General features: G+C 44.6%; 7 protein-coding genes. 2 read left to right on the top strand and 5 right to left on the bottom strand.

The window, feature by feature from the left end:
• Window positions 1-136: 136 nt before the first annotated feature.
• From msrA to tmk, 3 genes are all read right to left on the bottom strand, one after another.
• On the bottom strand, window positions 137-622 hold the full coding sequence (msrA, locus tag QUB30_RS31650; protein ID WP_445300572.1) for a peptide-methionine (S)-S-oxide reductase MsrA: 486 nt from the start codon (window positions 620-622) through the stop codon (window positions 137-139).
• A gap of 27 nt (window positions 623-649) precedes the next feature.
• The gene (locus QUB30_RS31645) at window positions 650-1,612 is read right to left on the bottom strand and encodes a DNA polymerase III subunit delta' (protein WP_333341992.1); all 963 of its coding nucleotides are present in this window, start codon (window positions 1,610-1,612) and stop codon (window positions 650-652) included.
• Window positions 1,613-1,854: 242 nt separating this feature from the next.
• Entirely contained in the window at window positions 1,855-2,523 is a 669-nt protein-coding gene (tmk, locus tag QUB30_RS31640; RefSeq protein ID WP_333341990.1) for a dTMP kinase, read from the bottom strand.
• Window positions 2,524-2,628: 105 nt separating this feature from the next.
• Here tmk and QUB30_RS31635 point away from each other — a divergent pair, with 105 nt between their 5' ends.
• Window positions 2,629-2,976, top strand: a complete 348-nt coding sequence (locus QUB30_RS31635; RefSeq protein WP_190659999.1) for a hypothetical protein — start codon at window positions 2,629-2,631, stop codon at window positions 2,974-2,976.
• Window positions 2,977-3,161: 185 nt separating this feature from the next.
• On the opposite strand, the gene QUB30_RS31630 is transcribed toward QUB30_RS31635, so the two are convergent.
• A complete protein-coding gene (locus tag QUB30_RS31630) occupies window positions 3,162-5,810 on the bottom strand; it encodes a heavy metal translocating P-type ATPase (RefSeq protein ID WP_333341988.1) in 2,649 nt (882 codons plus the stop codon).
• 600 nt (window positions 5,811-6,410) lie between these two features.
• Window positions 6,411-11,903 (bottom strand): AAA family ATPase, encoded by a 5,493-nt coding sequence (locus tag QUB30_RS31625; RefSeq protein WP_333341986.1) that lies wholly within the window; start codon window positions 11,901-11,903, stop codon window positions 6,411-6,413.
• Between the two features lie 1,614 nt (window positions 11,904-13,517).
• Between QUB30_RS31625 and QUB30_RS34040 the strand changes: the two genes are divergently transcribed.
• A partial coding sequence (locus QUB30_RS34040) for an IS1/IS1595 family N-terminal zinc-binding domain-containing protein (protein WP_445300573.1) occupies window positions 13,518-13,622 on the top strand: 105 nt, incomplete at its 3' end.

The raw sequence follows: 13,622 nt of genomic DNA, 5'->3' as shown, positions 1-13,622 counted from the left end.
TTACTTGAACGGGTTAATTGGAAATCAGGGAAAAACTTCATAAGTATAATTACTCACTGCAAAAGTGACATGCTCCCTAGCTCATTGCCTTACGGGCACCTAGGATATTTTATTTTTTGTCGCGTCTGTCTACTTGTTAACTAATAACTTCTGACGAATGCCGCTTCTTCTCAATATATTGCTGGTGGTAATCCTCGGCCATATAAAATTCACCAGCAGGTTTGATTTCGGTGGCAATGTCTTTGTCGTATTTACCGGAAATTTGCAATTTTTGTTTGGAGAGGCGAGCGGCTTTTTCTTGTTCGGAATTGTGATAAAAAATCACAGACCTGTACTGTTCGCCTCTGTCGGGGCCTTGGCGATTGATTTGGGTAGGATCGTGACAGTTCCAGAATACATCTAGCAGTGTTTCGTAACTCACCTGCGATCGATCGTACTCTACCAGCACGGCTTCAGCGTGACCGGTGACTCTGGCGCAAACGTCTAGGTAGCACGGGTTGGGCCAGTGACCTCCTGTATAGCCCGCAGCAGTTGAGACAACACCCGCAACGGCGCGAAACTTGTGTTCAACTCCCCAAAAACAACCGGCGGCAAATGTGGCTTTTTCCATCGTGTTACTCATCGTATTGCGCTCAAACTCGGCACTAAATTATGCTTGACATATTCCCATTAGTGTGCATTCCCAAACCAATCGCGGTTGTACGTAGTTTAGCAAATATTGTCGTGCTTTCTCCAAAGGCTCTAAGGGCGATCGACTAATTCCTCCTGCCAAAAATTGCTGCCAGTAACAGTGCTGTAAATAATCGATTAACCACAACTGAGATTCAGTATCTAAAGTTTTATCAATTTCCTTGGCCAATTCCAAAGCAGACCGCAGGTTTTGAGGCAACTGCTTCACCTTTTGCAGCAAATCATCGGGTATTGATTGCAGTTGCTGCCAAATAGAAATTGCCTCCCCAGGACTTCCCTGAGCCATCCCCATTACCTCGGGATGATCTAAAATCTCCGCGAATCCCGCTTGCTGCAAAACTTGTGCCATTGCTTGGGGATTTAGCCGAGAAAACTGGATTTTTTGACAGCGGGAAATTAAAGTCGGCAGCAAAGCTTCCACAGTCGGAGCAATTAAAACGAGCGCTGCTTTTCCCGGTTCTTCCAATGTTTTCAACAAGCCGTTAGCGGCTCCCTCACCCATTGTTTCTGCTTGTTCCAAAACTACGACTGAACGCGCAGCTTCTAGCGGTGGTCGGCTGAGAAATTCACCGATTTCTCGAACTTGTTCTAAGCGAATTTGTGGCGGTGCTTTCCGCTTTAAACCGGCTTCCTCTGCTTCCTTTGGTGTAAGCCGTTTGCCTTGGTTCATATAAGTTGGTTCTACCCAAAGTAAGTCTGGATGATTCCGCTGCCGCACGCGATTTTGCACGGAGGCTATTAATCTAGTTTCGGGAAGATTGGCTGAGAATAAAAGTTCGATGAAAGACTGAGCGGCTAAACTTTTGCCGATGCCGTTAGAGCCGACAAATAAATAACCAGGAGCAATTCGGTTGCGCTCGACTGCTTGTGTTAGCAATTCTACTGCTTGCTCTTGTCCGATTAATGATGTGAAATAATTCATGTTTGCGGAAGAATGAAGTTCGGCAACGAGCAATGTACGGGATGTAACGGATGAAGGATCAAGGAGGAAAATCTAGGGTTTTAGCAATTAAGTACATCCTAACCGTCGGCGCGGCTACTATAATACCAAAAGGTTATTGTGGTTTAAGGGACTGCTAAATAATTGTTTTGAGTTAAGAATGTTAAATTGTAAGTTCTTGGAGCCGGACAGGGCATTGCCGTGTCTCTACACATTATCTAGCGCTATTTTTCAGAAGAGGTATTATTTAAATATCCCCAAGCTTCTAACCTGCTAGTTACAATAGTTTGAATTTCCTGAGCCACTTCATATTCAGGGCGATCGCCATTGATCCGGACAATTCGAGATTTATTTTCCCGGGCTAACTCCGCAAAACCTTGCTGTACAAGGCGGTGAAACTTCAAATCTGCTTGCTCGATCCGATCGCACCCTCCCCGGGCCCTTACCCTCGCCAAACCCGCCTCCACATTAATATCCAGCCACAAAGTCAGATCGCTTTCCAAGCCGCCGGTGGCAATGTCATTCAACTGCTTAATTAAATTTAACTTAAGACCGCGGCCGTAGCCCTGATAAGCAATCGTAGAGTCAGTAAAGCGATCGCATAAAACAATTGTTCCCTTGGATAACTCGGGTTTGAGAAAAGTTTCGACGTGTTGAGCGCGATCTGCAGCGTACATGAGTAATTCTGCTCGATCGCATACCAATTCTCCCGAATCTTGTTTTAGCAGCAAATGTCGCAGTCCCCTTCCCAACTCAGTACCCCCCGGTTCGCGAGTAGCCACCAACCGGACTGTCAGAAAGCAACTTGCTTGCAGCCAATGTATCAGCCGCTGCATTTGCGTAGTTTTACCCGCACCTTCAACCCCCTCAAACACGATAAGTTTGCCCTTCATTGCCCTAACTTCCCACCGGAATAAAATAAATCCATATTGTTCTGTGCATCTCTTCTAGGTTCGGTATGATAATAAAGTCTAAATGCCTCACGGCTGGAGTTGTCTATGGCTCGCTATACTGGTTTTTTTATCGTTGCCGTTCCGATCGACCGTCTCCGTCAATCCCTGATTGAAATTTTAGAGTCATGCAATCTTGATATTATCTACAATACAGGAGATTCCGTCATGGCTCGCGAACTTCCCGGTCAAGTTTCTATTGCCAAACTTGTCACTGCAGAAGTCCTAATTGAGAAAAACACGGCTAGCGACTCAGAGGTTCGCATGAACTTCGTGATTAAAAACGAGGAACTGCCCCTGCAAACCAATAACCACTGCCGTCAAATGTTCGAGCTAGTGAGTCGTTCAATTATGAACAACAATAATTGGCGGCTCTTGGAAAGTATGGCACTTTAGCCATCAGTCAGTCAATTTGAGGTGTGAGATTTTCGATTGACTCTACAGATGAATCAGGGGGTTCTAACTAACGTCGAAACTTCTTGGCTCTCGACTCCTGGTGTGAGGGGTTTGTCTCCCTCTTGGGAGGAGGTCATCAGTCATTAATTTCTAACTAATGACCGATGACCTCCTACTTTTATCTGTCATCCATCAATTGAAGCTCGAAATCCCCGGCGCAAAAACAAAGAATTTGTCACAACGCTAACAGAACTAAACGCCATAAATGCTCCGGCCGCCGCAGGACTAAGTATAATTCCGGTTGCAGGCAGCAAAAGACCGGCTGCAACCGGAATTCCCAGAGTATTGTAACCAAAAGCCCAAAATAAATTTTGGCGAATCTTATTGAATGTAGCGCGCCCCAGCTCGATCGACTCAACAACATCCATCAAAGCATTTCGCATCAGCACAATGTGAGCAGTCTCAACTGCGACATCAGTGCCGCAGTGCAAACCGATACCGACATCCGCTTGAGCCAAAGCCGGGGCGTCATTGATACCATCCCCCACCACAGCCACTTTACAGCCTTGGGCTTGCAAAGTCGCGATCGCCCGAGCCTTCCCCTCCGGCGGCACCTCGGCCAAAACATCAGCCGCCGCCAAACCTAACTGCTGCGCCGTCACCGCCGCCGCCGAGGCTGTATCTCCAGTCAGCATCATCACCCGCAATCCCATGCCCCGCAAACGTTCCACCGTCGCCTTAGCATCCGGTCTCAGAGTATCTTTTAGCCCGATTACCCCCAGCAAAACGCCCCCAGAAGCCACGTAAACCGCCGTTTTGCCTTGCAAAGACCCCGACAATTCCGTCGCCACAGCGACCCCCTGCTCCTTCATCCACTCGGCATTCCCCGCGAACACCCGCCGGCCCTCCACCAAAGCAGAAACCCCGAATCCCGGTTCCGTGCAGAAATCCTCAGCAGCTAGCAGCGGCAAACCTTGCTGTTGAGCTTCCAGCAAAATCGCTGCGGCGATGGGATGAGAAGCGCCCCTTTCCACCGCCGCCGCAATTTGCAGCAGTTTTGAGTCAACCGCAGTGCCAGAAACTCCATCAATTGTGGAACAGGCATCTTGCCTGTTGCCAGAAACCCCATCAATTGTGGAACAAACATTTTGCCTGTTTCCAGAAAATCCATCAATTGTGGAACAAACATCTTGTTTGTCTCCAGAAACCCCATCAATTGTGGAACAGGCATCTTGCCTGTTTCCAACATTAATATCTGAGTTCAAATCCCACTCCGAATTATGGAAAATCGGCAAATAATCTGTGAGTGTGAGATTTCCCGTTGTCAGAGTGCCAGTCTTATCAAAAACCACCGTATCTAATTGATGCACTCGTTCTAAAACATCACCACCTCGAATTAAAAGTCCGCGCTCCGCCCCGATGCCTGAACCGACTAAAATTGCTGTTGGGGTAGCCAGTCCCAAAGCGCAAGGACAAGCGATGACTAAAACTGCGATCGCCAATTTCAAACTTAACAGCAAAGGCGATTGATAATGGATAATGGATAATTGATTTCCCATGTTCATTGCCACGTGTCCCATATTCATTGCCCCGTGTCCTAAAAGCACAGAAGGCCAAATATGAGTCCCGGCAAAATACCAAAATAGGAAAGTTAAAACCGATATCGCCATTACCCCATACACAAAATATCCCGCGACAGTATCAGCTAAATTTTGAATCGGCGCTTTGCGAGTTTGGGCTGCCTGCACCAAAGCCACCATTTGAGCTACAGTTGTTTCCTGACCGGTGCGAGTTGCCCGCATCACAATTGCCCCGGATTTATTGATAGTTCCCGCCGCAACTGTATCTCCTGGCTGCTTCAAAACCGGCAGCGATTCGCCAGTCAGCATCGACTCATCTATGGTTGTTTTGCCTTCGGAAACTTCGCCGTCTACCGGAATTTTTTCCCCGGGCAAAACTTGCAGCCATTCTCCGACTCGGACGCGATCGGCTGGAATTTCAATGTATTGTGGATCGTAGACCTCTGATGTCGAGTTTAAAGGCAATTCTTCCGATCGCAAATCTAAACTCGGGAGTTTAAAATCAACTAAGCGGGCTGTCGCCGGTTGCAATGCGATTAAAGCTTGCAAAGCTGAGGCAGCGCGCCGTCTAGCTTGCTGTTCTAGAGTTTTGCCCAACAAAATAAAGCCAAGCAGCATCACCGGTTCGTCAAAAAAGCACTCCCATCCCATCCGTGGAAACAGCAGCGCGGCGTTGCTAGCGGTGTAAGCTGTGACAGCGCCTAAAGCTACTAAAGTATTCATGTTGGGTGCATTTCGCCACAAACTGCGGCACCCGTCAACGATAATCGGGCGGCCCGGTAGCAGCAATGCTAGGGTGGCGAGTCCCCAGTGAAACCAAATATTGCTGAGAATTGGGGCTTTTGTGCCGAGTACGTGACCTAAACCGGATAGAATAATTAGGATTAGGGCGATCGTCAATTGCTTAATTTGCTGTCGAATTTCTTGCCGCCGCCGTTCAATTGTTGCCGCTTCTGCTTCCCGCTGATTTTCACCTAAACGAGACTGAGAGGGAAATCCATTATCAGTTAATTTTTTCGCTAAAGCCTCTGCATCCACAGCCCCCGGTTGACACTCAACCGTCGCGACTTCTACGGCCAAGTTTACGCAAGCTGAAATTACGCCTGAATACTGCATTAGTTGGCGTTCAACAGCTTTTGCGCAGCCGGCACATTTCATCCCCCCGACATCGAAAGTAACAAGTTCTGGCGGTGATTCTTTAACTGGTATGATTTCTGGTTGAATTTCGGCGATTGTTTTGGGGACAAATTGCATGGTTGTTTTTCGGTATAGATTAGAATATTTCGGTGCTTGTGAAAGGGTTTAATGCACTTTTTAGACAAATGTCTATATTTTTATCATAGATAAAGTTTGTGGCATCTTCCAAAAGTGTTAGTTTTTTTTAATTCTTCTTCATCCCTGGCGGTTTCAACCGCCAGTTTATAGATGTTTTCAGTTGAGTGAAGTACAGATATCGGGTAGGGACACGGCAGTGGCTATACGTATCAACTTAAATTTGAAACCCCGCGATGAATCTCGCTTTTAGCTGAGTCTCGATCTCCCTTCTTCATGGCAGAGTTGTTTCGCTGTCAAATTTATCAACTTATCTAACCCTTATGCTGTAACGTGTTCAGATATTTCCTGGTAATAAGGTCAAAATTATTAAAAACTCCTCTTCCTGACGGGGAGATGCTTTGTCAAGACGCTAATCGGAAATTGAATCGTAAAATAAAACCGCCCTCTGCAGTCGCTAGTTCTTCGCAATAAAGTCATACCCTGTTGCTCATTTCCCGTACCCCGTTCCCTCTTTCTTCTAATAACTGAGTTCTCAGTTGCGAGGCGGGAATAATTACGTTAAAGCCTACCACCAAATGCTCAGCCCGGAATAGAAATCACAAACTCCGAACCCTGCCCCAAAGAGGAATTCACTGCTAACGTACCTCCATGTTTTTCCACAACAATTTGGCGGGTTATCGACAATCCTAATCCGGTTCCTTGACCCACAGGCTTGGTTGTGAATAAGTGGTTAAAGATGTTTTCCTTGACTGAGTTCGACATCCCCACTCCATTATCCTTAATGCGAATTAAAACCTGATTTTTAGATGCGCTTAGAGCAGTTTGAACCGTGATTTGATTAGGTAGGGCTTTAATTTCATTAAAACTGCGCCCCTTATTTGACTCCTCCAGAGCGTCAATGGCATTAGCCAGTACGTTCATAAATACCTGGTTCAACTGTCCGGGAAAGCATTTCACGAGGGGCAAGTTACCATACTCTTTCACAACTTCAATGGCAGGGCGAAACTCGCTGGCTTTTAAACGGTGCTTGAGAATCAGCAGAGTGCTTTCGAGTCCGTCGTGAATATTGAAAGCAACTGGTCGATCGCTATCAGCCCTGGAAAACGTTCTCAAACTCGTACTGATATTGCGAATGCGCTCGACTCCCTCCTTCATTGAGCCAATCAATTTCGGCAAATCTTCTCGCAAATACTCTAAGTCTATATCCTCAATTTCTGCTTCAATTTCCACTCCCGGATGGGGAAATGTTTCTTGATAGAGGTCAATCAAGTTGAATAAATCCCCCACGTAGTCTTGAGCAGGTTGCAAGTTGCCGGCGATAAAGCCTACGGGATTGTTAATTTCGTGTGCTACCCCTGCCACCAGATTGCCGAGAGCAGACATCTTCTCACCCTGCACCAATTGCAACTGCATCTGTTTGAGATCGTGAAGATAAAGCTCTAGTTTTTGGGCATATTCCTGAGATTGTTGATAAAGCTGTTGAGATTGCTGATACAAGCGGGCGTTTTCCAGCGAGATGGCTGCTTGGGAGCACAGGATGTTGAGGAGGGCGACGCGATCGCCAGTAAATGCCCCCGTCGTCAGATTATTTTCCAAATACAGAATTGCCATCATTTTGCCTTGATGGATAATCGGAGTACATAGGATGCTCTTAGGTTGCTGCTGCTGTATATACGGGTCAGAAGTAAACATTAATTCAGTCTTTACATCATCGAAAACTATGGTTTTCTGGGTGCGTTTGACGTAATTAATCACAGTCTGGGGAATTGATTGACTCTCCTCCACCCCAATAGTTTCTTGCAGCATACAGCCTTGGCGATCGCTACAGTAGACGGCGATTTTCCAGTTATCATCTTCTTTCAAAATCAATACTCCTGTTTGAGCGCCTGCATTCTGAATCGCCACTTGCATCAGGGTAGTGAGCAATTGTTCGAGCTTAATTTCGCTAGACAAAGCTTGATAAGCTTTGATAACAGTTGGTAAATCTATTACTGTGGTACTCGTACTGCCAGCAATTGTTTGGCGACTACTAGAAATCAATGAAGTGTGACTGGATGTAGTACCTTCCTCAAACGAACGAGCTTTCTCCTGTTTGAAGATAGGAGCCAGAAGTTCGGGATAGCGTTGTTCTAGAGCGTCGATTTTTGCTTTCGCTCCCCAACGAGCATAAGCATAGTAAGCATCTATTAGATATACCTGGGCAATTTTTTCTTTCCCCCATGCCAGGTAGAATTTAGCAGCCAATTCATTTGCCAGAGCTTCGTCGTTGAGATAATCGTTTTCTTTAACCAGAAAAATGGCGCGATCGTAACTCTCCATCGCCTGCACATTTTCACCCAGCACTCGGAACAGTTCGGCTTCCACTAGGTAAAATTTGTGCGAGAAATTCATGGGGGCGTGATGCGCCCATTTATCAAGGGTTTCCTGGTTGCTTTTCACTTTTTGGAGATGTTCTTGTTTCTCTTCGGATGAACCCAAATCAGTACAAACTCCCAGCCGTGCTAGAGAGTCATAAAAGTAGAAAATCGGTACGTTGAGCATACCCGTCACCGCGTCTAAATACTGTTCGGCTTGCCGAGCATTTTCTAAAGCTTGCTCTGTTTCTCCAAACAGGTAACATACAAGCAGTTTGTGAAAATAAAAATAGTGGAGTCCGTTTCGGTCGTTTGCTTGGATGTGAAATGGGAGCATTGTTTCTTCATTGTAGGCGTCACCCACAAATTGACAGGGATTTTCCGATCGCCCAAGCAGATTTAATAAAGCCTGATGAACAATTTGAGTGTAATTTAACGCTGCTTCTTGTTTGAATTGAGCCAGCGCATGGCAGTAGGTGGCTACTTCCTCTTCGAGTTCCGCGATTTCTCGACCGATTAAATATGAATATTGAGAGATTTCTTTGGCTGAATATCCCAATTCTAGCTCTCCGGTTTCCAGTCCTATCGCGTAACCCTCTTTTAAAAGAGGGATGGTTTCTTTAACATGATGTTTGCCATGTATGATGTGAACGCCGACTGTATAAAATACTTTAGTTTTGAGGTAATTGGCGTTAAATATATCAACAATATTTAACGCCAATTGCCCAAATTCAAACCCTGTTTCAATATCTTGAACTACACCGCTTAAGACCAATCCATACAAGCCGTAAGCAAAGGCAGATAAGGGAGCATTTCCATAACTAACCGACAAATGAACCATTTCTACAATAACCAGTGGCAGGAGAAGTGGAGCCGTGATGTAGGCTGGAGAAACTAAACCTGATAGAATCCGCAATGCTGCTTGCTTTTGGAGATTTTCCATTTCTGGCAAATCAATAAAGTCCGCGATTTTTTTCCCCGCAAAAAGTGACGCGGTTTGTTCTAATCGCTGCTGAATATCTGCCGGAGTTGGATTTTGTGGAAAGCAGATTCCCAAGAGTTTGAGAACTGCTAACCCCATCTCAACGGCTTGTTTGGGTTTGACTTGCGCCGTACAAGCAGAAAGCTCGATTTCATAGACTTTCACCTTATCTAGCAGCGTTCTTGCATTGTGTAGGACTAAATCAGCTAATTCCTCCATGTCCTGAAAATCATAGCTCAGGTATGCGGTTTCTGCCGCTAATACGTGCAGTTCGAGGGCTGTTTCATAGTGAGTTTGCCAGCTATCGGGAGCTAGGATTTGCCTGCCAAAACTTAAATATTTGCGTGCAGCAGCATAAGCAGTAGCCGTCTTCGCCTTGCGTCCCGCGATCAAATTCAACTCAGCCAGTTGGTAACGCTTTGTTGGTTCGGCAATTAAATCAACACCATAATTCAACTGGTTGACTATATTAAAAATTTGCTCTTCCTTTTCAGTTGTCGGAGTATTAATCAACAAAAGTTGACCAATATTGAGGTGAGTGGATTGTTTCTGGGATTCGGGAATCAGAACGTAAGCTGCTTGCTGTACGCGATCGTGCATAAATTTGTAATAACAGGAGTCTGGATTCGGGAACCACGAGTCAGAAGTATTGCTTTCTCCTTCTGAATTCTGATTTCTGAATTCCAACTCCTCTGAAGTGAAAAACTTATAAACTTCAGTCAGTGGGAGAATCAATCCTGCTTGCAAAGCAGGCCACAAGTTTGCTGCCGTCTCCGAAGAAGATTTTTCACAAACGACCGCCAGCGTATCTAAATCGAATTGGTTGCCAATGCAGGCAGCTAACTTTAAAACTTCTTGCGTCTGGGGTGGCAACTTTTGCAATTGAAGCGCCATGAACTCTACAACATCATCTGTCAGGGCTAAGGTGCGCACGGCAGTAATATCGCACTGCCAATACCGAGCCTCAAAATTAAACGTAATTAACCCATCTTCATGCAAAGATTTGAGAAATTGCGTGCTGAAAAATGGATTGCCTTGGGTTTTTTGATCGACCAGTTCTGTTAAAGGCATAGCCAACGCTTTAGAACAAGCTAAGGTATCGGCAATCAAACAATTCAAATTGAAGCAATCGAGCGGCGGGAGGGTAATGGTGTTTACCGTAGCTCCGGTTTGTTGAATCTCGGATAATGTCAGCACCAAAGGGTGTACGGAACTGACTTCGTTATCTCGATACGCTCCAATTAACAAGAGATAGTGGCGATCGCGATCGCTCGTCAGAAGTTGAATCAAGTTCAATGAGGCTGAGTCGGCCCATTGCAGGTCATCTAAGAAGATGACCAGGGGATGTTCTTGGGTTGTGAAGAGTTGAATGAACTTCTCAAATAACCTATTGAATCGATTTTGGGCAGCACTGCCGGAAAGTTCTGGTACGGGGGGTTGCTCTCCGATAATCCGCTCTAGTTCGGGAATTACCTCAACAATTACCTGAGCATTCTCGCCCAATGCTGTCAGGATTTGGGTCTTCCACTGCTCAACTTTAGCGTCGGTTTCACTCAACAATTGACCCATTAAATCGCGAAAAGCTTGTACAAAAGCTGAGAAGGGTTGGCTGCGCCCAAATTGGTCGAATTTGCCTTTAATGAAGTAGCCTCTAGCTCCCACGATGGGCTTGTGAACTTCGTTCACTACTGCGGTTTTGCCAATTCCGGAGAAGCCAGCCACGAGTATCATTTCGGCGCTTCCTGCACTCACGCGATCGAAGGCTGCCAGTAGGGAGAATACTTCGTTCTCTCTACCGTATAATTTTTCGGGGATAGTAAAGCGATCGCACAAATCTCGCTGTCCTAGTTTAAAAGAGGTAATTTCTCCACTTTTTTGCCACTGGTACAAACAAGTTTCTAAATCGTACTTGAGTCCGATCGCACTTTGATAGCGATCTTCAGCATTCTTTCCCATCAGTTTGCTAACAATTTCAGACAGCACCAATGGAACGCTTTTGTTGAGTTGATGGACTGGGATAGGCTGCTTGGCAAGGTGACAGTGTACTAACTCTATCGGATCGTCGGTTTGGAAAGGCAACTGTCTCGTTAGCAGTTCGTAGAATGTCACTCCCAGAGAGTAGAAATCCGTGCGGTAATCAATCCCTCGGTTCATCCGCCCAGTTTGTTCGGGAGATATGTAAGGTAAAGTGCCTTCAAGGACATTGGGATTTTGAATTTCTTGGGTTTGGCGGGGCAAGAGGGAAGCGATGCTGAAGTCAATCAGCTTGACTTCTTTGCTGGCAGGGTTAATTAAAATGTTGGCGGGTTTGAGGTCTTTATGGATGATGTGGTGGCGATAAAGTCCGTCGAGCGAGTTGGCAATTTGAATGGCAATCGGAAGAAACTCGCTAATGGGCAAGCCTTTGAGGAGTTCGTTGCTCGCGAACACTAGACTAGCGAGATAGCTACATAAGGAAATTCCGCCAAAGTCTTCCATCACCAGAGCATAGTGGTTGTGATAAGTCTCCAGGCTGTATGCCTTGACAGTGCCGGGGATCTCTAAGTTTTTAGTAATGACGTACTGGTTGCGGAAGTGAACCAGTTCGTTGAAGCGGGGAAAGTCATTTCGCAGCAGTTTGATAGCGACTGGCTGCCCATTTGAACACCGAAAGCCGCGATAAACTAGAGTTCGATTGCCTGCGTATATTTGCTCGTTAATGTGATATCCTAGAAAAATATTTGTTATGCTAGCCATACCTACCTCTTCCTACTGCTGCTGTCAAGCTTGAAGCTTTTTAGAGTTACTATCTACTATTTTCGCTCTATCTGCCGTGCTATTCATTAATTATATGGGTTTTAATCTACTTTGTAGATTAAATTATGAAAGTGCGAGTTGAAAACAAGAATTGATTTTTTTATGTAAGAGCTGTTGATACTGGAGTTGAGACTAAGTACAAAATGACTCAGGTAAAGCTGATTGAACGACAGCAGTTCAGGGAAGAGGAACTTCAGAGGCTAATCATGTATGTAAGAGTGTTTTTGAAACCGATGCTTGAAGGCGATGCTTGAATGCGATCGCCTACACGTAGTCTTGCATAGTAAGTATAATTAAAACTTCCACTATATAGATTCAAGGGGCGCTATACTTATGAATAAAATACTATAGTTTTCCAATATGATTGGAGAGTTTTTTAGATAATAAAATAGTTTTTATGACTGGCGCGAGATCTTCTTTGTCTCATCATATTATTAAATCTTTATCTAGAGAAACTTTGTCAGTATTCTTTCCTAATGATTTATTTCTATTTTTCGGAAAAACTATCTAATCGGCACTTCAAAACTCTGTATAGCTGACAGCACATTGACTCGGGAACTGACGGTAGATAGTCCCACAATCCCGATCGCAAGAGTTTCCTATTTTTTACCAATATCTACTCGTACAAATTCCTGAATAAAATACATCAATGGGTACCCCTTGCCACTGCTTGTTACCATGAAAGCTTACAAATGACCGCATTTTCGGTTTTTTCGTACTTAGTATGCTAAACTGTTATGAAAACAGCGAGTGTTTAAGTTAAATATGAAAAGATTAATGACAAAAATACTGAATCTACCTGGTGTAATGGTAGAGGATAGCTTAGAGACAGAAAAAACAATTACTTGATCCGTTATCGTCAAAAATAAAACAGTATTTTGCCCAAGATGCCGACAAACAAGCTGCCGTATTTATCAAAAAAAACGCATTTAGTTATAGATTGGCAAATCACTAATAGATAAGTAATTCTCAAAGTAAATCGCCGACCGTTTAAGTGTAAATACTGTAAAAAACCTTTTAGCGAACTCTTAGATTTTGTTAAAAATCGCAAAAAGCTTACTCAAACATACGCCGTAAGTATGAGGAAATAAGTTATTAATAAGAATACCAAAAATAATCAATAAATTAACAGCCGAAAAAGTTTAATTAATGGTTATGGCAGCAGTTATATGATGAAGGTTGATATTGAGAAACTTTGCCCATGGTGTAACCATTCTGCTAGCTCTATGCTGTGAAATTCACGCGGAGCCAACAATTACTAATTTATATCTTTTTAACAGTCGAATAACTGGACGTAACACTTGTTGCTGTTCGGCTAAATTAGGAGCCCCATGTTTATCTAAGAGTGTCCAGAATATGGGAAAAGGTCTTTTTTGATAAATCGCACTTGCGATTAGCACATTATACTCCTTTCATTGTGTTGTGTCCAATGCAACGATTAATTGAGTCCCAGCTTGAATCTGACGGGATATCACCTCTTACACGATCGGGAACCAGAGTACAAGTATGTCGAGCGCTTTAATCTGTAAAAATCCGGCGTTGCTGAGTTAGAGTATGAATAGGAGGAATAATTTATGCAATGCAAGCGAATGTAAATCAACCCATATCCGTAAAAACGGCAAGAAGAAAGGAAAACAGAATCACATTTGTGTCCAATGT

It is taken from the genome of Microcoleus sp. BROC3, assembly GCF_036702515.1.
Classification (GTDB): domain Bacteria; phylum Cyanobacteriota; class Cyanobacteriia; order Cyanobacteriales; family Microcoleaceae; genus Microcoleus.
This window is presented reverse-complemented; position numbering and strand designations above follow the sequence as displayed.

Coding starts and splice junctions, on each gene's coding strand:
- QUB30_RS31635 (WP_190659999.1), top strand. CDS start 2,629: ATGGCTCGCTATACTGGTTTTTTTATCGTTGCCGTTCCGATCGACCGT.
- QUB30_RS31630 (WP_333341988.1), bottom strand. CDS start 5,810: ATGCAATTTGTCCCCAAAACAATCGCCGAAATTCAACCAGAAATCATA.
- tmk (WP_333341990.1), bottom strand. CDS start 2,523: ATGAAGGGCAAACTTATCGTGTTTGAGGGGGTTGAAGGTGCGGGTAAA.
- QUB30_RS31645 (WP_333341992.1), bottom strand. CDS start 1,612: ATGAATTATTTCACATCATTAATCGGACAAGAGCAAGCAGTAGAATTG.
- msrA (WP_445300572.1), bottom strand. CDS start 622: ATGAGTAACACGATGGAAAAAGCCACATTTGCCGCCGGTTGTTTTTGG.
- QUB30_RS31625 (WP_333341986.1), bottom strand. CDS start 11,903: ATGGCTAGCATAACAAATATTTTTCTAGGATATCACATTAACGAGCAA.